A 21,714-nucleotide genomic window follows, 5' to 3' on the forward strand; every position below is an offset into this window, starting at 1 on the left:
CCCACTGACCCACCCGGCCGCTACGGCTGGCGTGCACGTTGGTGCGGGTGAGTCCGGGCGCGACGGCCATGCTGCGCAGCTTCGACCCGGCGCTGTAGTTCCATCGCGAAGAGCGTCGAGAACGGGCGTTCCTGGCTGACACGAGGACGCGCTGATCAGGCCGTATCCCGGCGACAGGTCTGCCGTCGTACCCCCGTCCCCGTCGCTGGCGGACGATCACTAAAAATCATCACATGCGCATCCCCCCGAAGCCGCTCAGTCGCCGCGGACTGTTCACCGGCACCCTGTCCTCGGCCGCCCTGCTCGCGGCGGGTGGCGTCCTCGCCGGCTGCGGCACCAGAGCGGCGACCCAGACCGAGGAGGGTTGCACGAGCGAGGACCGCTCCGCGACGGAGAAGAAGCTCGCCTTCGCCAACTGGCCTCAGTACATGGACGTCGAGGAGTCCGACCCGTCGAAGCGGCCGACCCTCGACGCGTTCGTCGCCAGGACCGGCATCCAGGTCACCTACACCGAGGACATCAACGACAACAACGAGTTCTTCGGAAAGGTGCAGAACCAGCTGGCCAGCTGTCAGAGCATCGACCGGGACATCATCGTCCTGAGCGACTGGATGTCCGCCCGGATGATCCGGCTCGGCTGGATCCAGAAGCTCGACCCGGCGAAGGTCCCCAACGTGACGGCGAACCTGCTGCCGTCGCTGCTCAACCGCTCCTTCGACCCGGAGAACCGGATCGCCGTCCCCTGGCAGGCCGGTCTTGCCGGCCTGGCCTACAACGGCACCGTCACCAGGGAGATCCGCACCGTCGACGAGCTGCTCACCCGTCCCGACCTCAAGGGCCGGGTGACCGCCCTGAGCGAGATGCGCGACACGATTGGCCTGCTGCTGCAGTCCAACGGTCACGACCCGGCGAACTTCACCACCGCGCAGTTCGACGACGCGCTCGCCAAGCTCAAGCGGGCCGTCGACTCCGGCCAGATCCGTCGGTTCACCGGCAACGACTACGCCCCAGAGCTCGCCAGGGGGGACATCGCCGCGTGTGTCGCCTGGTCCGGCGACGTCATCCAGCTCTCTGGCGAGGACGAGAAGATCCGGTTCGTCTCGCCCGAGTCGGGCGTGCTGCTGTACAGCGACAACATGATGGTGCCGAACAAGGCCACCCACCGGGGCAACGCCGAAGCGCTGATCAACTACTACTACGAGCCGGCCGTCGCGGCCCGGCTCGCCGCGTACGTCAACTACATCTGCCCGGTCAAGGGCGCGCAGGCAGAGATGGAGAAGATCGACCCGGCGTTGGCCGCCAACCCGCTGATCTTCCCAGGCGAGGACCTGCTGCGGAGGGCCACCGTCTTCATGGCCCTCGACGAGAAGCAGGAGAGGGAGTACGAGTCCAGGTTCCAGCAGGTCATCGGGGCGTGACCGGATGGGGCACGAGTCACCGGCCGGCGACCTGAGGCTGACCAATCTCACGAAGCGGTTCGGCGTCCTCACCGCCGTCGACGACCTCGACCTGACCGTCCCGCAGGGCTCCTTCTTCGCCCTGCTCGGGGCGTCCGGCTGCGGCAAGACCACCACCCTGCGCATGATCGCCGGCCTGGAGGCGCCGACCAGCGGACAGGTGCTGCTCGGCGACCGTGACATCGCCCGGCTGCGGCCGTACCAGCGGCCGGTGAACACGGTGTTCCAGAGCTACGCGCTCTTCCCGCACCTCGACGTCGCCGAGAACGTGGCCTTCGGGCTGCGTCGGCGCGGCATCCGCAACGTCGACGACCAGGTCCGGCGGATGCTGGCGCTGGTGCAGCTCGACGGCTCTGGCCGGCGGCGGCCCGCCCAGCTCTCCGGCGGGCAGCAGCAGCGGGTCGCGCTGGCCCGCGCCCTGGTCAACCATCCGCGGGTGCTGCTGCTGGACGAGCCGCTCGGCGCGCTCGACCTCAAGCTGCGCCGGCAGATGCAGATCGAGCTGAGACGGATCCAGAACGAGGTCGGCATCACCTTCGTGCACGTCACCCACGACCAGGAGGAGGCCATGACGATGGCCGACACGGTCGCGGTGATGAACGCCGGTCGGATCGAGCAGCTCGGGGCGCCCGCCGACCTCTACGAGTTCCCGGCCACCGCGTTCGTGGCGAACTTCCTCGGCCAGTCCAACCTGCTCGCCGCCGAGGCCGCCGGCCCCGCCGGCGCCGACGTGCCGGTCACCGCCCACGGTGCCCGGTTCTCCCTGCCCGTCGGCCGCGCCCGGTCCGACCGGGGCGCCGTCTACCTGGGGGTACGCCCGGAGAAGCTGCATCTGGCCGGCTCCGCCGACCAGGTGCCCGACGGACACCAGCACGTCGACGGTGTGGTCACCGACGCCTCCTACGTCGGGGTCAGCACCCAGTACCTGATCCGCACCGGCTGGGGGAGTGAGCTGGTCGCGTTCGCGGCGAACAGTGGGCTGGGCCAGCGGTTCCCGGTCGGCGCGCCGGTGGCGGCGCACTGGGATCCCCGGCACGCATTCCTGCTGCCCCGCGAGCCCGGCCCGACCGACGACCGACCGGACCGCCCCGCTGCGCGCCGAGCCGGCGAGGGTGCGGTCGCGAACGCGCCTCGCCACCTCCTGCGCCGGGTCGTGCGCCCGGCCAAGCGTCGCGGAGCGGCCTGATGACGGCGCTGGCCCCCGTGCCGGCCCCGTCGGGCCAGGCGGCCGAGGCGCCGCCGCCACCCCGGCGGGGCCGCCACCGGCTGCTGCCGTACCTGCTGCTCCTGCCCGGCGCGGCCTGGCTGGGCGTCTTCTTCGCCGCGCCGATGCTGCAACTCGGCGCGGCCAGCCTCTACGACCCCGGCGGTTCGCTCTCCACCGGGTACGTGTTGACCTGGGCGTTCGGCAACTATCCGGCGGCGGTGCAGGCGTACTGGCCGCAGTTCGCCCGCGCGTTCGGCTACGCCGGGATCGCGCTGGTGCTGGCACTGCTGACGGGCTACCCGCTGGCGTACGCGATCGCGCAGAAGGCCGGCCGGTGGAAGAACCTGCTACTGGTCTGCGTGGTCGCCCCGATGTTCACCAGCTTTCTGGTGCGCACCCTGGCCTGGAAGACCATCCTGTCCGACAACGGCGCTCTGGTCGGGCTGCTGCGCGACGTGCACCTGCTCGGTCCGGACGGCCGGCTGCTGGCCACCCCCGTCGCGGTGGTGCTCGGACTGACGTACAACTTCCTGCCGTTCCTGGTGCTGCCGCTGTACGCCAGCCTGGAGCGGCTGGACCGCCGGCTGCTGGAGGCGGCCGGTGACCTGTACGCCAGCGGTGTGCAGACGTTCCGCCGGGTCACCCTGCCGCTGTCGATGCCCGGCCTGACCGCAGGCACGCTGCTCTTCTTCATTCCCGCCACCGGCGACTACATCAACGCGGAACTGCTCGGCACCCCGAACGAGTACATGATCGGCAACGTCATCGACTCGGCGTTCCTGGTCCGATTGGACTACCCGCAGGGGGCGGCGCTCTCATTTCTGCTGATGGCGGCGATCCTCGCGCTGGTCTTCGGCTATCTGCGCCGGGCCGGCACGGAGGAGGTGCCCCGATGAGCGCGAGGAGTGCAGCGGAGCGGAGCCCCGCAGTCGCGAACGAAGGTGGGTTCTGGTGAGCGCGAGGAGTGCAGCGGAGCGGAGCCCCGCAGTCGCGAACGAAGGTGGGCTCTGGTGAGAGTGTCCCGGTGGCTGGCCGACCGCTGGGTGATGATCGTCGCCCTGCTGGTGCTCGGCTACCTCGCCCTGCCGATCGCGGTGGTCGCCGCCCTGTCGTTCAACCGCCCGTCGAGCCGGCTGTCGTACGACTTCCACGAGTTCACCCTGGACAACTGGCGCCACCCCTGCGCCACCACCGACATGTGTGACGCGGTGCTGCGCAGCGTGCAGATCGGCTTCGTCGCCACCGTCGTCGCCACGGTGCTCGGCACGCTGATGGCGTTCGCCCTGGTTCGGCACCGCTTCCGTGGCCGGTCCGGGATCAACCTGCTGATCTTCCTGCCGATGGCCACGCCGGAACTGGTGATGGGCACCTCGCTGCTCGCCCTCTTCGTCTCCGCCGGGGTGCCGCAGGGCTTCTGGACGCTCGTCATCGCCCACGTCATGTTCTGCGTGTCGTTCGTGGTGGTCACCGTCAAGGCGCGGCTGGCCGGGATGGACCGGCGGCTGGAGGAGGCCGCGATGGACCTCTACGCCAGCGAGTGGCACACGTTCCGCCTGGTCACCCTGCCGCTGGTGTGGCCGGGCATCGTCGCCGCCGCGCTGCTGGCCTTCTCGTTGAGCTTCGACGACTTCATCGTCACGAACTTCAACGCCGGCACCACCGTCACCTTCCCGATGTACGTCTGGGGCGCCGCCCAGCGCGGCATTCCGCCGCAGGTCAACGTCGTGGGCACGGCGATGTTCGGGATAGCCCTGCTGCTGGTCGGGGTCAGCTCGCTGCGCGCCCGCCGCTCCGCCCGCTGACGCCACCCACGCCCGGCCCGCGCCTGCGGGCCTGCCTCTCTGGGCCCGGCCCGCGCGCCTCTCCGGGCCGGCCCGCACGCCCTCGGGCACGATCCGCATCCCTGGGTCCGGTTGCGCCATGTTGCGGTGTCCGAGGCGCGGGATACCGCACTATGCGGTACCTGGAGTGGACCACCAGCCGGACGAACGGCTCGGAACGGTGTCCTTCCCGCTGGTGGCCGTCCGATCTCGGAGGCCCGTCACCGCCTCCCGTCCGGACGTTGTAAATCGATCGACGCAGCTGAGAAGAGGTACGGCGGATCCGACAGCGAGGGGTGAAGGCAAAACTCATCTCCGTGACGATCCCACCTCCACCACCTGCCCAGCCATACTCCGCCCCGCCCGGTGCGCAGCCCGGATGGTTCCGCCGGCTAAGCCCCGGCGGGCGGGCCGGGGTGATCGTCGGTGGCGTCCTGCTCTCCTTCTTCCTGCTCTGCTGCTCGGGAGTGGCCGTCATCGGCGTCTTCGCCGAAAACCCGGACCCTGACCAGGCCCGGAAGTCGGCCGGGAACGTCGCCCCGCAGGAACAGCCGACGGCGGACGCCCCCGTCACCGTGGCCCCGACCGGCAGCCCGTCGGAACCCGCCGAGAACAGACCCGTTCCGACTCCTGCAGCGCCGACCTCCGCCGCGCCGAGCGTGCAGATCCGCAACGAGACCGAATCCAGGACCATCCGGTACGCCGAGCGGACCGTGAGGGACCCGTCCATCGCCAAGGGGAAGCGGGTGGTACGGACGAGAGGCGTCAACGGAGTCCGGACGTTGACCTACGAGATCACCCTCACCGACGGGGCCGAGACCGGCCGGCGACTGGTCCGGTCGGTGGTGACGAGGCAACCAGTAACCCAGGTCGTCGCGGTCGGCACGCGCGAGGAGCGGCGCTGTGACCCGAACTACGGCGGCTGCGTACCGATCGCCAGCGACGTCGACTGTGCCGGCGGCAGCGGCGACGGACCGGCGTACGTTTCCGGTCCGATCAGGGTGATCGGTCAGGACATCTACAAACTCGACCGGGACGGCGACGGTTGGGCCTGCGACGACTGACCAACTGGAGTGGCTGGCGGGCCGACCGGTCGCCGGGGTGACGGAGGTGGGCCGTCGAAGCTCGTCGCAGGGTCTGGGGAACCTTCCTCACGAGGAATCTGAACCCCGAGGGGTTTTCAGCCGTACTCCGCTCCGAGGTTACGCCGACGGACGAGGAGATGGTGAAGGTGCAGCGGAAGCACGTACTGGCGGCCGGGGTGGCACTGGCGGCGGCTGCGGCGGCGGTGGTCGGCACGACTATCGGCTTCGCCGACACCACCCCCGGCCCACAGAGCGCCTGCTCCGGGTCCGTCACCTTCTCGGCCGAGAGCGGCGCGCCGGCGGCGACCAGCGACCGGTTCCCGGTCGGTACCCGGCTGCGGGTCACGAACCTGGAGAACGACAAGGTGGCGACGGTGACGGTGACCGGTCCGTCGGGCAGTTGCGTGTTGCTCAACACCGCCGCCATGGACGCCATCCGGGAACCCGGCAAGAACGTGATTCAACGCACCGTGGTGGAACGCCTCACCGACGAAACACCCCCGCCCGGCGACACACCCCTGAGCGGTGAGGCGGCCCCGACCGCCCACCAGAGGCGGCCCGGCAGCGCGCAGCGGCCCGCCTCGTCGGCCACCGGCTCCCCGACGACGCCGGCCGGGCCCGGCGTGTGCGATGGCCCGATCACCTTCTCCGCCGACCCTGGCGCGCCCGCCGCGACCAGCGGACAGTTCCCGGTCGGCACCCGGCTGCGGGTGACCAACCTGGACAACGGCAAGACGGTCACGGTGACGGTGACCGGTCCGTCGGGCAGTTGCGTGCTGCTCAACACCGCCGCCATGGACGCCATCCGGGAACCCGGCAAGAACCTGGTCCGCCGCAACACCCTCGAACTGCTTCGCTGAGCCGCCCGGCGGTGACTCGGGCCAGCCGAAGGCGGCGTCCAGGATGGCGGTCACCGCCCGCCAGGCGTCCCGGACGCAGCGGCATCAGCTGAGTGCGGCAGCCAACTCGTCGTAGGTCGGGGCGAGTTGTCGCAGCGTCTCGGCCGCGGATGTCGTGTGTCCGGCCACGACGTCGTGCTGAAGGCTGCCGACCAGTCGGGCCTGCCGGGTGGCGACGGCAGCGGCCTGGGCATTGCCCAGGCCGCAGAGTGCGGTGGCGGAGTCGGTGAGCCGCCGGGCGCCGACCCGGATCGCGAAGTGGACCAGGTGAGCGTGCACCTGCGAATCCAGACCGTCGGTGATCAGGTCGGCGAGCTGGTGGGCCGCGCCGGCGCCGCCGATAGTGCCGGGCGGCACCGGGAGGTCGTCGCGTCCGCGCAGCCAGGCGACCGCGCCGGGCAGCGCCGCGCGCAGCGCCGCCTCGGTGGGGACCTGGCTGACACGGTGGAAGTCGCCGCGCATCGTGTACGGAGAGGTCCGGTAGGCGATGGTGTCGGCACGCCACGCGGCCAGGAAGTCCGGGAGGGGCAGGGTCGCGTAGGGGTGACCGTGCGGATCGTGGAACCGGACCAGTTCGTCGTCGACTTCCAACACGGCGACGAAATGGTCACTTTCGATCGGCCCGGTCATTCCGGGCTGGTGGCGCAGCAAGCCGATCTCGACCGGCCCGGCCAGGACTGGGCCGGCGGTGACCGCTTCGCGCAGCATCGCCGTGGCCTGCTCGTCGTCGTCCGCTCCTTGCCGGCGGCAGGTCCAACCCAACAACGCGATCGCGTCGTCGAGACCTCGGTCGGGGTCCCAGCCGTAGGGGTTGAACAGCGGCAGCCGCCCGGCGATCAGTGTGAACCCGAACGGGGATCCGGTCAGCACCTCGATCTCCGATGGCGACGGCGCGGCGGCCCCGAGCAGCATCGCCAGCGAGTTGGCGTAGCAGTAGGGTCCGGAACCGATGTAGGGCTGCATGCCTCAGCTTCCTTCGTTGGTCGCGACGGGGTAGGTGATGTCGAGGACGGCGCCGTCGGTGCCGGGCCGGACCTCGACCGGGCTGGCGATGCTGACCAGCCGATGTGCGTCGATCCATGCTTCCAACGCCTCGTACGCGACCAGGATGTCGGGGAAGCGGGCTTCGGCCCCGGCGAGCGGCAGGCAGGCGTCGGTGCCGGCTGGCGACAGCCGTACCCACAGATCGTCGACGGGTTCGACGGCGCCGGTGAACGGCACCGCGACCTCGACCGGTCCGTCGCTGTCGTGGGTCACGAAGCCGTGGAAGTGCACCAGGGCCGGCCCGTCGCTCGACAGTCCGGTCGCCTGCAGCCGGGCCCGGATGCGCTGCTGCGAGTCGGCGACGAATTCCTCCAACTCGTCGATGTGGACGCGTAGTTCCCGGCACAACAACTTGCGGGGCGGCCGCGTCCGCAACGTCGGGGTGCTGGTGGTTGGGCGGGAGCCGGCGTCGAGCGCCTCGATCAGGCCACGCCGGTGCCGAAGCTGGGACTCCTGGGCGGCCAGCCAGGCGCGCAGTTCGGCTTGGCGGGCCTGCGGGCCGAGCGTCACCAGTGTGGCGATGCGGGCCAGCGGCAGGTTCAGGGTGCGCAGCCGCGCGATCAGCCGACCGGAGGGGATCTGGTCGCGGTGGTAGCGGCGGTAACCGGTGGCGGGGTCAACGGCGGCAGGGATCAGCAGGCCGTGCTCGGCGTAGAGCCGCAGCGCCTTCGGCGACAGGCGAGCGGCCGCCCCGAACTCGCCGGGCAGCATGTCGTCCGCGTCGCTCATGCGCCCAGCCTGGACCATTCCCCAGGGGCGAGGTAAACCCCGGCGATGGGCGACTGTTCTCGTGCGCTCGGCTCGTCGGCTAGGCTGCCGGAGTGTGGAGCCGAGAGCCTTCTGGGTCGCCGGCCGTCCCACACACGGCGAGGGCGAGCTGACCGTCACCCACCCGCACGACGGCCGGACGGTGGGGCGTACCACCCTTGCCACGGCCGACCAGGTCGAGGCCGCCGTCGCGGCGGCGGCCGGCGTGGCGGCGGAGGCCGTGGCCCTGCCCGCGCACGCCCGCGCGGCAGCCCTGGACCACGTGTCCCGGCGGCTCGCCGAACGGGCCGACGAGGTCGCGGCGCTGGTGACCGCCGAGAACGGCAAGCCGGTCAGGTGGGCCCGGGCCGAGGTGGGACGGGCGGCGTCGACGTTCCGCTGGGCGGCCGAGGAGGCGCGACGGTTCTCCGGCGAACTGCAACGCCTCGACACAGACCCGACCGCGACCGGGCGGATCGCCCTGATCCGGCGGGCGCCCCGCGGCCCCGTACTCGGCATCACGCCGTTCAACTTCCCGCTGAACCTGGTCGCCCACAAGGTCGCCCCCGCCATCGCCGTGGGCGCGCCGATCATCGTCAAGCCGGCCCCGGCGACCCCGCTGTCGGCGCTGCTGCTCGGAGAGATCCTCGCCGAGACGGCGCTTCCGGCGGGCATGTTCTCCGTGCTGCCGCTGCCCGATGACCGCGCCGCCGAACTGGTGACCGACCCGCGCCTGCCGGTGGTGTCGTTCACCGGCTCCGGGCCGGTCGGCGCGGCCATCCGGCGGGCCGCCCCGGACAAACACGTCACCCTGGAGCTGGGCGGTAACGCCGCCGCGGTGATCTGTGAGGACTGGGCCGCCCACGAGGACGTGACCTTCGCCGCGCACCGGATCGCCACGTTCTCCAACTACCAGGCCGGGCAGTCCTGCATCGCCGTGCAGCGGGTGTTCGTGCACGAATGGCTCTACGACGGCTTCCTGCCCCGGCTGGTCGCGGCGGTCGAGGAGTTGCGCACCGGCGACCCCGCCTCCGACCTCACCGACGTGGGGCCGCTGATCTCCGTCGACGCCGCCCGCCGAGTCGAGGCGTGGGTGGACGAGGCGGTCGTCGCCGGCGCCACCATCGAGGTGGGCGGCCGGCGCGACGGCGCGAGCTACCCGCCGACCGTGCTGACCGGGGTCCCCGCCACCGCGAAGGTCAACGCCGAGGAGGTGTTCGGGCCGGTGCTGGTGGTCACCCGGGTCACCGACGACCGCGCCGCGTTCGCCGCCGTCAACGACTCCGCGTACGGGTTGCAGGCGGGCGTGTTCACCCACCGGCTCGACGTAGCGTTCGAGGCCGCCCGGGTGCTGGAGGTCGGCGGGGTGATCATCGGGGACGTGCCGTCGTACCGGGCCGACCAGATGCCGTACGGCGGGGTCAAGGGCAGCGGCGTCGGGCGGGAGGGGCTGCGCAGCGCCATGGACGACTACACCGAGCCGCGGGTGCTGGTGCTGACCGGGGTGGCGCTGTAGGACGGGCCGCCGTGGCTGTGGGGCGGGCCGCCGAGTCGGGCTGATCCGGTTGCGTCACCAGGTGCCGTCGTCGCGGACCCGGGCAGGGGCGAGGCCGAGCAGCAGCGTGGTCAGGGCGGCGTCGATGTCCTCGCCGAGGAACCATTCGCCGGCCTGGTCCAGGGCGAAGACCCGGCCGTGTTCGTCGACGGCCAGGATGGCGTCCTGGCGTTCGGAGCCGATCGGGAACAGCCGTACGCCGAGCACCGAGCCGAAGTCGGCGAGCGTGTCGGCGGTGTGCGCCGCCCAGGTCGGGTTCGTGTCGAACTGGCGGATCCACACCTGGGCGCCAGGTCGACGGCGGAAGGTCACGATCGCCGGGAAGTCCAGGAAGACCCGTTCCGCCGCGGGAAACGGCTCGTGCCGGTGGGTGCGACCGGCCACCTCGCAGGTCTCCTCGATGGCCCCCTCTGCCAATGCCCAGTTCACCGGGTTCTGGTCCCAACCCGCGTCGGCCAGTGCCTGCGCCACCTCCGGTGGAAAACGGCCGTCGACCGGGACCGGTCGGTTGATCACCGGAGGCTCGGTGATCCCGCCCAGCTCGCCCCAGGGCAGCACGCCGAAATCCACCAGTGCGGTCGTACACGACTCGCAGGCATCCCTGACTTCGCCGCCGTTGGGGTCACCGGCTTCCCGCACCTGAAAGGTCTGGAACCGGCCGTTCGAGAGCAGCGCCTTCGCCTCCTCGACCGTCATCGGTGCTCGGCCGGCGGCGGCGCGGCGGTGGTCGTACTCGTGTAGGACGTCGGAGATCACGATGAGCTCGGCGTGGCGGTCCCCGCCGCGCACCAGGTGCCCGGGCGGCAGCTCGTTCAGGTAGGCGCGGACCAGCGGGTGATGGTCGAGTTCGACATCGCCCTTGGCGCCGTGGGCGACGTACGTCCGGCCGTCGACGGTGAGGTGGGCGACCGTGGCCGGGGTCGACAGGCGTCGGATCTCGCGCAGCAGTTGGCTCGCCGGGTCGACGGTGCGAGGGGCGGGGGTGCCGGCGGGACGGCTGCGCCGGTACATCTGCTCGACCACCGGGGCCGGCACGCGCGGCCAGGTGGACACCGCGCCGGTTTCCTTGTCGACGACGGTGGTCGGCAGGTCACCGGGGACGGTGGCGACCTCGGGAGCCACGACGGATCGGATGACGTACCCCAGGTCGAACTCCTCGACCGAGGGACGGCATTCGTACCCGAGGCGCTGCGAGTCGCGGCGGGCCCACACCGTGGCGAGTTGCTCGGCCTGCTGGCGATCGATCACGTCCTGAAATTACCGGACCCCCACGACTCCGTCGCGCCCGGTATGGTTCGGCTGACCGAACGTGACCGGGGGAGGGTGGCGTTGGCCGACAGTGTGGACCGGAACGCCAACCGCGCGCTCCGGGCGCGATTCGACGAGGTCTACGGGCAGTACCAACAGCTCCGGTCCGGTCTGGACGAGCTACAGAGGAAGCTCGCGCAGCTCCGGGTCGTGGAACGTTCCGACGACGGTCAGGTCACCGCCACCGTCGGTGCCCGCGGCGAACTGGTCTCGGTGGAACTCCAACCCTCCGTCTTCCGAGAGCGGGACGCGCGGGCGCTCAGCCAGAAAATCACCACCACGGTCCACCGGGCCACCGCCGCCGCGGTCGCTGCCACCCGGGAACTGGTGGGAGCCCACCTCCCGGCCAATTCCGGCACCGCGGAATACCTGCGGACCGGCGACTTCGGCGCGTTGCTCGGGCGGGCGGACGCGGTGTTGCGGGGCGAGGCGGGCCGGCATGGGTGACGAGCAGCTCTGGCTCGATCCCGAGCGGGCACGCCGCGCCGCGACCGACCTGCGCCTGTCCGGTGAGGCCCTCAGCGCCCGGCGGCAACAGGTCGGAGGCCGGATCGCCGAGGCGAGCGCGCGGCGCCCCTGGGGGCGCGACGACATCGGTGCCGCCTTCGAGAAGAGCTATCGCGCCTACGAGGAGACGCTGCTACGGGCCTGGGCGGGGCTCGGCCGGTCGTTGGAGGGGCTGGGCACCGACGTGGCCACCTCCGTCGCCGCCACGGTGGACACCGACGTCGCCAGCGGCCGGGCGATCGACGCCGTACCCGGCCGGCACGACCACCGGCGCTGACCGGGAGGAGAGCGGCGTGAGCATCCTGCCCAGCCCCATCCCGCACCCCCTCGACTACAGCCCCTGGGAGCTTCCCGGCTGGGTGTACGAGGCTCTCGACTGGGTGGTCGGGGTCGAGTGGCCCGAGGGCGACGAACGCGCCGTCTGGGACCTCGCCGACGAGTGGTACGCCGTCGCCGCCGCGCTGGCCGGCCCCCGGGACGACGCGATCGCCGCCGCTGCCGAGGTGGGCCGTGGGTACGGCGGCGTGGGCCTGGTGGCCGAGGCGTTCGACCGCGCCTGGCGGCGGATCGCCGATGGTGACGACGCGCCCCTGCACGTCCTGCTCGCCGTGAGCCACGACCTGGGGCGGTTGGTCGAGGAGTGCGGTTGCGACATCGAGGGCGCGAAGATCGAGGTCTGGATCGAGCTGGGCATCCTCGTCGTCGAGCTGGTCTCACTGGCGGTCGCAGCAGCCCTCACCGCCGGCGCGGCGTCACCCGCCGCCGCTGGGGCCATCGCCGCCACCCGTCTCGTGGTGCAGCAGATCTTCAGACGGCTGCTGGCCCAACTGGCCAGGAAGCAGCTGAGGGCGGGCCTCAAGGAGGCCGGGGAGCGGGCCGCCAAGGAGGTGACCAAGGGCGGCGTGCGCGGGCTCGGCAAGCGCTCGCTGCGCGGCGGGCTTGAGGAGGCGGCGGAGGAGTCCGGCATCAACCTCGCCACGCAGGCGTACCAGAACTCCACCGGGCGTCGGGACGGCATCGACCTGACCGACCTGGGCACGTCGGCAGTCGGTGGTCTGGCCGGCGGCGCAGTGGCCCCGCTGGCCGGCCTGGGACGTCACGCGAACAGCCGGGGCGGACGGATCGCCGAGTACCTCGGCCGCGAGATGACCGGCGAAACGATGGCGGAGGGCGCGGCGAGCCTGGTTACCGGGCAGGGCGTCCTGTCCCTGGAGGACGCGGCCAGGGCGGCCGTCTCCGGTGCGACCGGTTCGGCGACCGGCCAGGCCGACACGGCGCTGCGCGCCCGCCTCGACGGGCAGCTCGGCGCGCTGGCCGCGCCACTGCCGCCGGCGGACCTACCGTTGTCGTCCACGGTGAGCCCGCCGCTCACGCCGCCGGCGGCGACCGCCGACCCACCGTCGGTGGGACGGGCCGTCGAGACGGCCTCGGTCGAGGCCCCGTCCGTGGGCCCGTCGTCCGTGACGAACGGCGCCGGGCCGGATCCCCACCCGACCGGCGGCGGGGCCGCGCCGAGCGTGAGCAGCACGGCCCCTGCCCCGTCACCGGCCTCCGCCGCTGCCGGCCCGCAGACCTGGTCCGATTCGATGGCGGCCAACCCGACGCTGTCGGCGGTGACGACCGAGCGTCCGCCGTTGCTGGCGCAGCCGGTCGATTCACCGGCCACGGGGCAGCCGCCGGTCCAGCCGACGGCCGCCGTCGCCACCACCGGCGGGGTGGCCGCCGCTGTCACCGCCTCCGGGCCCGTGTCCGCCTCCAGCACAGTGCCGACCGCCGTCGCCCCCGGCACCGTGCCCGCCTCCGGGGCCCTTGGCGCCAACGGCGGCGCGACGGTCGGTGCCCCCAACTCGGTCGCTGGCGCGTCGATCAGCCCCGTGGACAGCAGGGGTGCGCTGGCACCGACCCACCCGGCGGCCACCGGTACGCAGAGCGGCGTGACGATCACCACGTCACCGTCCATGCCGCGGACCCCACCAGTGGAGCGGATCCCACCAGCGGAGGCGGTGCCGCCCCAGCCCGGCGCTGGCGCGGCCACTCCATCGGCCAGGCACCGGTTTCCGGAACTGGAGGTCCTGGCCCCCCGGCCGGCGACGCCACCGCCGTCCGACGGTCCCCCCGCGCCTCGACCGGCACTGCCGGACGAGCAGCCCCGCCCGAGGACGCCGGAGTGGTACGCCGCGAGGTGGGCCGCCGAGCGGGAAGCTCTCGAACGGCGCCGGTACCAGGGTTACTTCGAGTCGCAGCGCGCCTGGTACGAGGATCGGCGGCGGGAGGAACTGACCACTCGCCTCCGACGATCGGCCAGTAGCTACCTGGACCGGGCAGGCTGGCTGCGGCGGCGTGGCCGGGAGTTCGCCGAGGCCGGCCTCACCCTGCGCGCGGAGCACATGTTCAAGGCCAGCACGGAGGCGGAACGGGACTTCTATGAATACTCCGACTGGGCCGACGCCGTCCGGGATGGTCGAATCGTGCCCGAGCAGGTGGTCATCGACGACCCGATCGACTTCCAGCGGATCAACGACGACGTCGCCGAGCTGGCCCCCGGTGCGGTCGAGACAGCTGACCGATCCGGGCTGACCTGGGACGACCGTCCACCGCCGATCGACCGGTCCCGTCCGTACGGCCGCTGGGGCGGCTTGCGGCCACCGCTGGCGCTGCACCAGACCGACCTCGAACGGGCAATGCCCCGCCTTCCCGGCGGCAGCATCGTACGAACCGCCGATCCCCGGCACGGCAGGTGGTTCTCGCTCGCCAACGACGGCGGGCCGGCGGCCGACCCCACCCGGGGCATCAACTGTCTCGACTGCACCCTGTCGCTCTACGAGACGTGGGTGCACGGCCGCCCGAGGGTTTCCGCGCCGCGTACCTTCGACGGCTACGAGGAAGGGGACATCACCAAGCCCATCCTCGGTGAGCGGGGTGGGCCCGGGCGGGTGGAGGCGGTGACCGGCGGGCGCTTCCAACGACTCATCGAGTCACCGGGTGACGCGCGACCGAGTCCGGCCCGGCAGCGGGTTGCCGTCGAGCACGGCTACGACCAGCTTGAGATCCAGTTGCAGCTCGGCGGCCACGGCAGCTACGCCTTCCTCGTCAGCGAGTGGGAGGACGGCGGGTCGCACGCCTGGGTGGCGCTCAACCAGAACGGGACGATCCTCTATCTGGATCCGCAGAGCGGCACCGTCCGTGACCAGCCTCTCTACGCCCACACGGGGCTCCCCCACACGGGCAACGTCGTCGGGATGGACGTGTTGATCCTCGGCGGCGACGGCCAGCCGATGCCGCTGCGCGGTCTGACCCGAGGCCGGTTCAGCACCCGGTCCGACCCACCTGACCAACCGCCTGCGCCGGTGCAGGCGTCCGACGCCGCCGACGCGTACGTCAACCGCCTGCACCTCCTCGACGGCCCGAATTCAGCGAGTGGCAAAGACAGTTCATTGGGTGGACAACAGCGAGACGTGTCGCCTGCGGCCTTGGAGCCAGCCGGCACAGTCGATGATTCGGTAAGCCGGCTTACGGCCGCTGAGCGAGCGGTACTGGACGGACTGCGTCAGCGCGCGGAAAGTGTTGCTGATGCAGTCGAAGGGAAATTGACCGCTCTTTGTGATCGTGTCACTGCCCTGTCTGGCGGCAACACTGTGGAGATGCGCGACCGAGAGTTCAGGCTGAAGTCGGCTTACTCTCTTGCTGGGAAGTTCTTCAACGAGGCAGTCCTCCTCGGGATGACAATCGAGGACTTCGCCGCCGATGTGAACGACGTGCTGCGATTCAACCTTGTCCTGCCTGCAGGGGAGGGCTACGTCACCGCTCTTGAGCACGTGTTGAGTGAGCTTCGGCGTGACGGCTTCCACGTGGATGATCAATCCTGTAAGAACTTTTGGCGTGCCGGAAACCGTTTCTACGGGTTCAACTGCACCGTGTATTCACCAGGGGGGCAGGTGTTCGAGCTGCAGTTGCACACTGAGTCGTCGAGGGCGGTTTGGCTGGAGACACACGGCGCTTATGAGACGCTTCGCCGCTCTGACCGATCGCCGGCTCAAAGGCTTGAAGCCCTACTCGAGATGCTCGCGGTCAACAGACGCGCGGGGATGCCGGAGGCGGTCCCTTCTGGGCTGGAGTTGAGGTTCCCGCCCAAGGACGGTAGTTTCGCGAAATGGATCACTGCGTTTCCCGAGACCTGGGCGGCGTACCGGCGGCTCCTTGAAGCTGCTGAATCGAGATTCATGGACGTGGTTAGTCAGTTCGGGCTGACGCGACGTGATTTTCCGATCGCCCCGGAGTTGGAGCCTCGAATGGAGCGGCCTGATGTTGACCTACTACGTTCTCTACCGTGATGATCAGCGGGCCAAGCCGTCTGGTGTGTTCGTCGTCGATGAGGTCAAGGGGCACGCGGTCATCTGGGATCATCGCCAGCGCGCCTGGTCGTACAACCCGGATCTGGCTTTCCGTTTCTTGGCCGATTTCGACAATATCGACCGATTTGAGCCGATCGACAGATCATGCATGGAACGGATTGCAGGCCAGGTGACGGGGGGCGTCAGTCTTCCCGACCCAGAGGCGATTGAGCGGGTCTTCCAGGAGGTGGAACAGGATCAGCCATGAGTGAGGAGTTCGCTCGCAACAACGGTCACGCCCAACTGCTTGGGGAGCGGATCGGTGGCGGGACTGGGGCAGTGACCGGCTGTCGGGTGGCGGCTCTCTTCTTGGCGTCTGCGGGCTCCGACATTGTTTGCGGCACGGAGCGGCTTGCGGTGAGCAAATAGGCTCAAGCCATGACGAAGTCCGGTAATACGAGCCGGTGGCCGCTGGCTTGGGGGCTGGGCCCTCTCGTCGGCATCGTCATCGGCGGGGCCCTGTTCGAGGATGCCTCCGGGGTGGCGTTCGGCGTCGCCATCGGTACAGTCTTCGCCGTTGCGTTCAATGCCATGGACGGACGCGGCTCGGCGAAGGGTGGCCCCGAGGAGAGCGATTCGGCGATATGACCGGTTCCCCTGCGGCAGATCCACTTCGCCTGCGCCATAAGGCGGTGTCCGGCACTGCGGGACACCGCCACATGCGCGAAACGGAGTCGATCATGGCCATCTCTGGTGACGGCGGCGGTGGCTGGCCGCGGACGGTGGCGGAGGCAATGGCCGTGCAGGAGCGGTTGCGCCCGCTGGTGGATCTGGTCGGCCCCGGCCCGCGCCGACCGGCGACGGTGGCGGGCCTCGACGTCGCGTACGCCGAGAGCGGCGACCTGCTCGCGGCGGCTGTCACCGTGCTCGACGCGGCGACGCTGGCCGTGGTGGACCGCGCGGTCCACGTCGGCGAGCCCGCCTTCGGGTACGTGCCGGGGTTGTTCGCCTTCCGTGAGCTGCCGGCGTTGCTGGCCGCGTTGGACGGGCTGAGCGTCCGCCCGGAGCTGCTGGTCTGCGACGGGCACGGGTTGGCGCATCCGCGCCGGTTCGGGCTGGCCTGCCACCTCGGTGTGGTCACCGGGCTGCCCGCGATCGGGGTGGGCAAGACACCGCTGGTCGGTGAGTGGACCGGGCCGGCGCGGGAGCGGGGTGCCAGCGCGCCGCTGGTCGACCGCGGCGAGACGGTCGGGCGGGTGCTGCGGACCCAAGACGGGGTGAAGCCGGTTTTCGTCAGCGTCGGGCACCGGATGGGTCTGGACGACGCCGTCGAACGGGTGCTGGCCCTGGCCCCGCGTTACCGGCTTCCGGAGACGACCCGCACCGCCGACCGGCTGTGCCGGGAGGCCCTCGCCGCCGCCGCCGTCGGCCGCGAGCGCTGGGCGTGATTCAGCCCACGGCCAGCAGGGTAATGCGGCCCACATGTGGTGTGTTCAATGACCGGGGCGCCTCCTGACCCGGTAGTAGCCTGACCGCCGGACCCGTGGGAGACGGTGAGGTGGAGAGATGTCCGTGCGTCGGCAGGCGGCACACCTGGTGACGGCCGGCACGCTGCTGGGCGGCCTGCCGGTCGTCGGCGCGGCTCCCGCGTACGCCGACGAGGACCGGGTCACGGTGCGGGCGCCGGGGGGATTCACCGCGGGCGGCTCCCCGGGCGGCGTCTCGATGGAGGTACGCAAGCGGACCGACGGGTGTGTGCTGCTGCGTGCCGCGCTCGGATTGTCGCTGACCGGCCTCGACCCGGCCCACGTGCAGGTCCAGGTGAACGTCGACGGCCGGTGGTTCCCGGTGCCGGTGTCCGATGGCGGGGGTGGGGTGGTCACCGCCCGTACCTCGCCGGCGGATCCGACGTTGTGCAAGGGGAAGACCATCAAGGTCCGCTACCGGGTCGCGTTCGGCGCGGGCGCGCCGGCGGGCCGGATGGAGGTGCTCGGCGAGGCGACCACGGCGGCGGGAGGGTTCATCGGCCGTGGTGTCGACACCTCCCGGGTCGGTGGACGCGCCGCCGCGTCGCCGTCGCCAAGCCGTGAGCCCACTCCGACCGCCGCTCCGAGTGTGACCGGCACCCCGGTCGCCGAGACGGACGAGCCGACCCGAGCCGTCCTTGCCGCCCCGAGCACCGGCCAGGCCACCGCCGCTGCCGTCGAGTCCGCTGGAGGATCCATGATCATGTGGTTCGGTGTCGCCCTGGTCGCCGTCGGCGTCGGGTTGATCGCGCTGCTGGTCCGGAACAATCGCAAGGACCGCAAGCGGGTCGGGGAGGCGTCCGGTTACCCGGCTGTTCCGCTGCCACGCAACCCCGGCCCGACCACCTACCGCTCGGGAGGCGGGCTGCCGGGCTCGTCCCACGCGCCGACCGCCACGGTGTACGGCCAGCAGCCGGCCCCCGCGCCGACCGCTCCGGTGTACGGGCAGCAGGCCACCCCCGCGACGCGCGCCGGCGGCCTCTACGGCAGCGCTGGCGCGTTCCCGACAGTCACCCCGGGCGCCCGCCCGACCGGCGGCGTGTACGGCTCGCCGGCCACGCCGGACCGGTCCCGGCCGGCGGCGTCCGGGTCGGCGGCGTCCGGGTCGGCAGGATTGCCGCAGCCGTCGGGGTCGGACTCGCCTGCCCCGTCCGCGACGCCGGCGGTGTCGCCGGCGTCCTCGGGATCGGCTCTGCCGTCGGCGTCCTCGAAATCGGCGGTGCCGTCGGCGCAGGTCGCGCCCGGCGACCCTTCGTCGGCTCCGCAGGATGGGCCGCCGGCCGTCGCCGACAGCGACTCGACCTCGGTGATGCCCGGCCTACCCGGCTAGGACGGGACGGACCGGTCCGCTCCGTTACGCTCAGGTTCGTTGACGACCTGCTGCCGAGGAGCGAAACCGGTGTCTGACCTGTCCCAGATCGTGAAGGCGTACGACGTCCGCGGGACGGTGCCCGACCAGTGGGACGAACGCGTGGCGGAGGCCCTTGGGGTCGCCTTCACACAGGTCCTCGACGCCGCCGGTGAGCCGGGCGAGGCGGTGCTGATCGCGCACGACATGCGGGCCACCGGCCCCGGCCTGGCCGCCGCCTTCGCGGCCGGCGTACGCGCCCAGGGGCAGCGGGTTGTCGAGTTGGGGCTGGCCTCCACCGACATGCTCTACTACGCTTCGGGCGCGCTGGGCCTGCCCGGGGCGATGTTCACCGCCAGCCACAACCCCGCGCAGTACAACGGCATCAAGCTGTGCCGCTCCGGCGCCCGCCCGATCGGTCAGGACAGCGGCCTCGCCGACATCCGGGACCGCGCGCAGGCGCTGCTGGACGCCGGTGGTCGCCCGGCCGGCGAGCCGCAGGCCCCGGCCGAGCGGCGGGAGCTGCTCACCGACTACGCCGCCCACCTGCGCAAGCTGGTCGACCTGTCGACGATTCGGCCGCTGAAGGTGGTGGTGGACGCCGGTAACGGCATGGGCGGCCACACCGTTCCCACCGTGCTGGGGGACGCCGCGCTGCCGGCCCTGCCGCTGGAGATCGTGCCGCTCTACTTCGAGTTGGACGGCACCTTCCCCAACCACGAGGCGAACCCGCTGGACCCGAAGAACCTGGTCGACCTGCAGCGGGCGGTGGTGGCACACGACGCGGACATCGGCCTGGCCTTCGACGGTGACGCCGACCGTTGCTTCTTTGTCGACGAGCGGGGCGAGCCGGTCTCCCCGTCGGCGATCACCGCCCTGGTCGCGGCCCGTGAGCTGACCAAACACCCGGGCTCCACGGTGATCCACAACCTGATCACCTCCCGTGCGGTGCCGGAGATCATCCGTGAGCACGGCGGGAAGCCGGTGGTGGCACGGGTGGGGCACTCCTTCATCAAGGCCGAGATGGCCCGTACCAACGCGATCTTCGGCGGCGAGCACTCCGCGCACTACTACTTCCGGGACTTCTGGTTCGCCGACACCGGCATGCTCGCCGCCATGCACACCCTCGCCGCGCTGGGCGAGCAGTTCCAGCCGCTGTCCATTCTGGCCAGCGCCTACGAGCGGTACGCCGCCTCCGGCGAGATCAACTCGACGGTCGCCGACCAGGCGGCGAAGATCGCCGAGGTGCGCGCCGCGTACCCGGGGGCGGAGGCCGACGAGCTGGACGGTCTCACCCTGCGGTTTCCCGACGGCGCCTGGTTCAACCTGCGTGCCTCCAACACGGAGCCGTTGTTGCGGCTCAACGTGGAGGGGCCGACCGAGGAGCGGATGATCTCGCTGCGCGACGAGGTGCTGGAGCGGGTTCGCCGATAAGATCCCACCGCCGGTCGGCACCGCCGGCCGACGACACCGCACACGTGGAAGGAGCCGCGCCGTGGCCCTGGACCCGCAGTTGCTCGAGATTCTCGCCTGTCCGGACACACACCACGCCCCGCTGGACTACGACCCGCAGGCACAGACCCTGACCTGCACCGAGTGCGGCCGCGTCTTCGAGGTTCGCGACGACGTGCCGGTGCTGCTGCTGGACGAGGCGCGCGGCGGGCCGGAGGCGCGGCGGTGATGGACGGGACGGCCGGAGTCAGTGGCCGACGGGTGGCCGACGAGTCGGCACTGGACGACCCGGTCACCCTCGGCGAGCAGGACCCGGGCGGCATGCTGCGGTTCACCGCCTCCGCCGGCGCGCAGGTGCGCGAGTCGGCGGCGTTGGCCGCCGAGGCGAACCTCCAGTTGTTGGAGGAGGAGGGCCGCCCCCGGGCGGTCGTCATCGCCGGCATCGGCACCGCCGGGCGGACCGGTGACGTGCTCGCCACGGTCGCCGGGCCGCGTTGCCCGGTGCCGGTGATCCCGCACCGCAGCGCCGGCGTGCCCGGCTGGGTCGGCGCGGCCGACGTGGTGATCGCGATCAGCGCCTCCGGGCGCAGCCCCGAGGCGCTGGGCGCCGCCGAGGCCGCGCACCGCCGGGGTGCCCGGCTGGTCGCCGTCGGCGCACCGGACTCGCAGTTGCAGTCCGTCGCGGAGCGGGCCCGCGCGCCGTTCATTCCGGTGCCCCGCCGTGCCCCGGCCCGGGCCAGCCTCTGGGCGCTCACCGTGCCGGTGCTGCTCGCCGCCCGTACGCTCGGGCTGGTGAAAGTCAACGAGGCGGACCTGGCCGAGACCGCGGCCCGGCTGGACGCCGACGCCGACCGGTGCCGCCCGACCGCCGAGTCCTTCGTGAACCCGGCGAAGTCCCTCGCGCTGGGGCTGGCCGGGTCGATCCCGATCGTGTGGGGGTCATCCCCGTTGGCCACGGTCGCGGCGCGGCGCTTCGGCGACACGCTGTCGGCCAACGCCCGCTACCCCGTGGTGACCGGGGCGCTCGGCGAGGCCGGCCGGGGTCGGGTCGGCCTGCTCGACGGTGTCTTCGGCGGGCTGATCGAGTCGGCGCGGGACATCTTCGCCGACCCGGGAGACACCGAGGGTGACCTGACCCGGCTGCGATTGGTGCTGTTGCGCGACGGCGGCCTGAACGCCGAGGACGACACCGACGAGCCCCTCGCGGTCGAGGAGCGCCGCGCCGACGCGGTGCAGACCCTCGCCGAGCGGCGCGGCGTGCGATGCGACGTGGTGACCGCCGAGGGCGGGTCCGCCCTGGAGCGGCTCGCCTCGCTCGTCGCGGTGCCCGACTTCGCCTCGATCTACCTCGCTCTGGCCCACGGCCTGGACCCGATGGCGGTCCCGGCGATCACCGAGATGAAGGAGCTGGCGAACCAGTGAGCGACC

At 71.7% G+C, this 21,714-nt stretch carries 20 protein-coding genes; 17 read left to right on the forward strand and 3 right to left on the reverse strand.

All coding sequences use genetic code 11. The features are described 5' to 3' along the window. Window positions 1–233 precede the first annotated feature (233 nt). The 6 genes from E1193_RS11945 to E1193_RS11970 all read left to right on the forward strand — a co-directional run bounded on the left by E1193_RS11945 (window position 234) and on the right by E1193_RS11970 (window position 6,429). Window positions 234–1,418, forward strand: coding sequence for a spermidine/putrescine ABC transporter substrate-binding protein (locus tag E1193_RS11945; protein WP_132183158.1), 1,185 nt, complete (start codon window positions 234–236; stop codon window positions 1,416–1,418). 4 nt (window positions 1,419–1,422) lie between these two features. Beyond that, on the forward strand, window positions 1,423–2,643 hold the full coding sequence (locus tag E1193_RS11950; protein ID WP_132183160.1) for an ABC transporter ATP-binding protein: 1,221 nt from the start codon (window positions 1,423–1,425) through the stop codon (window positions 2,641–2,643). Continuing rightward, window positions 2,643–3,560, forward strand: a complete 918-nt coding sequence (locus E1193_RS11955) for an ABC transporter permease (RefSeq protein ID WP_132183162.1) — start codon at window positions 2,643–2,645, stop codon at window positions 3,558–3,560. The genes E1193_RS11950 and E1193_RS11955 overlap by 1 nt, the downstream gene beginning before the upstream one ends. Before the next feature lie 114 nt (window positions 3,561–3,674). Beyond that, window positions 3,675–4,466: an ABC transporter permease gene (locus tag E1193_RS11960; protein WP_243707536.1), complete on the forward strand. Its 792-nt coding sequence runs from the start codon at window positions 3,675–3,677 to the stop codon at window positions 4,464–4,466. A gap of 335 nt (window positions 4,467–4,801) precedes the next feature. Then, a complete protein-coding gene (locus E1193_RS32470; RefSeq protein WP_243707537.1) occupies window positions 4,802–5,548 on the forward strand; it encodes a G5 domain-containing protein in 747 nt (248 codons plus the stop codon). Between the two features lie 158 nt (window positions 5,549–5,706). Next, window positions 5,707–6,429 (forward strand): septal ring lytic transglycosylase RlpA family protein, encoded by a 723-nt coding sequence (locus E1193_RS11970; RefSeq protein ID WP_243707539.1) that lies wholly within the window; start codon window positions 5,707–5,709, stop codon window positions 6,427–6,429. A gap of 84 nt (window positions 6,430–6,513) precedes the next feature. On the opposite strand, the gene E1193_RS11975 is transcribed toward E1193_RS11970, so the two are convergent. Then, window positions 6,514–7,431, reverse strand: a complete 918-nt coding sequence (locus tag E1193_RS11975) for a hypothetical protein (protein WP_132183164.1) — start codon at window positions 7,429–7,431, stop codon at window positions 6,514–6,516. 3 nt (window positions 7,432–7,434) lie between these two features. Continuing rightward, window positions 7,435–8,241 carry a MerR family DNA-binding transcriptional regulator gene (locus E1193_RS11980; protein ID WP_132183166.1) on the reverse strand — a complete coding sequence of 269 codons (807 nt, stop codon included), beginning with the start codon at window positions 8,239–8,241 and terminating at the stop codon, window positions 7,435–7,437. A gap of 94 nt (window positions 8,242–8,335) precedes the next feature. On the opposite strand from E1193_RS11980, the gene E1193_RS11985 reads away from it, so the two are divergent. Then, window positions 8,336–9,775, forward strand: a complete 1,440-nt coding sequence (locus E1193_RS11985; protein ID WP_132183168.1) for an aldehyde dehydrogenase family protein — start codon at window positions 8,336–8,338, stop codon at window positions 9,773–9,775. 54 nt (window positions 9,776–9,829) lie between these two features. Here the strand turns inward: E1193_RS11985 and E1193_RS11990 are convergent, their stop codons facing one another. Next, window positions 9,830–11,062 (reverse strand): SUKH-3 domain-containing protein, encoded by a 1,233-nt coding sequence (locus E1193_RS11990; protein ID WP_132183170.1) that lies wholly within the window; start codon window positions 11,060–11,062, stop codon window positions 9,830–9,832. 75 nt (window positions 11,063–11,137) lie between these two features. Between E1193_RS11990 and E1193_RS11995 the strand changes: the two genes are divergently transcribed. From E1193_RS11995 to E1193_RS12040, 10 genes are all read left to right on the forward strand, one after another. Then, window positions 11,138–11,569 carry a YbaB/EbfC family nucleoid-associated protein gene (locus E1193_RS11995; RefSeq protein WP_347877025.1) on the forward strand — a complete coding sequence of 144 codons (432 nt, stop codon included), beginning with the start codon at window positions 11,138–11,140 and terminating at the stop codon, window positions 11,567–11,569. After that, window positions 11,562–11,906: a hypothetical protein gene (locus E1193_RS12000; protein ID WP_132183174.1), complete on the forward strand. Its 345-nt coding sequence runs from the start codon at window positions 11,562–11,564 to the stop codon at window positions 11,904–11,906. Before E1193_RS11995 ends, E1193_RS12000 begins: the two co-directional genes overlap by 8 nt. 16 nt (window positions 11,907–11,922) lie before the next feature. Next, complete coding sequence (locus E1193_RS12005; RefSeq protein WP_132183176.1) at window positions 11,923–15,960, forward strand: toxin glutamine deamidase domain-containing protein; 4,038 nt, start codon at window positions 11,923–11,925, stop codon at window positions 15,958–15,960. After that, a complete protein-coding gene (locus E1193_RS12010) occupies window positions 15,932–16,228 on the forward strand; it encodes a hypothetical protein (protein ID WP_132183178.1) in 297 nt (98 codons plus the stop codon). The genes E1193_RS12005 and E1193_RS12010 overlap by 29 nt, the downstream gene beginning before the upstream one ends. Before the next feature lie 170 nt (window positions 16,229–16,398). Next, entirely contained in the window at window positions 16,399–16,608 is a 210-nt protein-coding gene (locus tag E1193_RS12015; RefSeq protein ID WP_132183180.1) for a hypothetical protein, read from the forward strand. 92 nt (window positions 16,609–16,700) lie between these two features. Further along, window positions 16,701–17,408, forward strand: coding sequence for a deoxyribonuclease V (nfi, locus tag E1193_RS12020; protein ID WP_132183182.1), 708 nt, complete (start codon window positions 16,701–16,703; stop codon window positions 17,406–17,408). A gap of 118 nt (window positions 17,409–17,526) precedes the next feature. Continuing rightward, window positions 17,527–18,816: a hypothetical protein gene (locus E1193_RS12025; RefSeq protein ID WP_132183184.1), complete on the forward strand. Its 1,290-nt coding sequence runs from the start codon at window positions 17,527–17,529 to the stop codon at window positions 18,814–18,816. A gap of 69 nt (window positions 18,817–18,885) precedes the next feature. Next, the gene (locus tag E1193_RS12030; RefSeq protein ID WP_132183186.1) at window positions 18,886–20,268 is read left to right on the forward strand and encodes a phosphomannomutase/phosphoglucomutase; all 1,383 of its coding nucleotides are present in this window, start codon (window positions 18,886–18,888) and stop codon (window positions 20,266–20,268) included. A gap of 61 nt (window positions 20,269–20,329) precedes the next feature. Continuing rightward, on the forward strand, window positions 20,330–20,515 hold the full coding sequence (locus tag E1193_RS12035) for a Trm112 family protein (RefSeq protein ID WP_132183188.1): 186 nt from the start codon (window positions 20,330–20,332) through the stop codon (window positions 20,513–20,515). Next, window positions 20,512–21,708, forward strand: coding sequence for an SIS domain-containing protein (locus E1193_RS12040; protein WP_132183190.1), 1,197 nt, complete (start codon window positions 20,512–20,514; stop codon window positions 21,706–21,708). Before E1193_RS12035 ends, E1193_RS12040 begins: the two co-directional genes overlap by 4 nt. The last annotated feature ends 6 nt before the right edge of the window (window positions 21,709–21,714 follow it).

It is taken from the genome of Micromonospora sp. KC606 (genome assembly GCF_004348675.1).
In the GTDB taxonomy this organism is placed as follows: Bacteria; Actinomycetota; Actinomycetes; order Mycobacteriales; family Micromonosporaceae; genus Micromonospora.

What these genes read in the sequence shown, in the direction of transcription:
- E1193_RS11945 (WP_132183158.1), top strand. Translation starts at nt 234, where the DNA reads ATGCGCATCCCCCCGAAGCCGCTCAGTCGCCGCGGACTGTTCACCGGC.
- E1193_RS11950 (WP_132183160.1), top strand. Translation starts at nt 1,423, where the DNA reads ATGGGGCACGAGTCACCGGCCGGCGACCTGAGGCTGACCAATCTCACG.
- E1193_RS11955 (WP_132183162.1), top strand. Translation starts at nt 2,643, where the DNA reads ATGACGGCGCTGGCCCCCGTGCCGGCCCCGTCGGGCCAGGCGGCCGAG.
- E1193_RS11970 (WP_243707539.1), top strand. Translation starts at nt 5,707, where the DNA reads ATGGTGAAGGTGCAGCGGAAGCACGTACTGGCGGCCGGGGTGGCACTG.
- E1193_RS11975 (WP_132183164.1), bottom strand. Translation starts at nt 7,431, where the DNA reads ATGCAGCCCTACATCGGTTCCGGACCCTACTGCTACGCCAACTCGCTG.
- E1193_RS11980 (WP_132183166.1), bottom strand. Translation starts at nt 8,241, where the DNA reads ATGAGCGACGCGGACGACATGCTGCCCGGCGAGTTCGGGGCGGCCGCT.
- E1193_RS12000 (WP_132183174.1), top strand. Translation starts at nt 11,562, where the DNA reads ATGGGTGACGAGCAGCTCTGGCTCGATCCCGAGCGGGCACGCCGCGCC.
- E1193_RS12010 (WP_132183178.1), top strand. Translation starts at nt 15,932, where the DNA reads ATGTTGACCTACTACGTTCTCTACCGTGATGATCAGCGGGCCAAGCCG.
- E1193_RS12015 (WP_132183180.1), top strand. Translation starts at nt 16,399, where the DNA reads ATGACGAAGTCCGGTAATACGAGCCGGTGGCCGCTGGCTTGGGGGCTG.
- nfi (WP_132183182.1), top strand. Translation starts at nt 16,701, where the DNA reads ATGGCCATCTCTGGTGACGGCGGCGGTGGCTGGCCGCGGACGGTGGCG.
- E1193_RS12025 (WP_132183184.1), top strand. Translation starts at nt 17,527, where the DNA reads ATGTCCGTGCGTCGGCAGGCGGCACACCTGGTGACGGCCGGCACGCTG.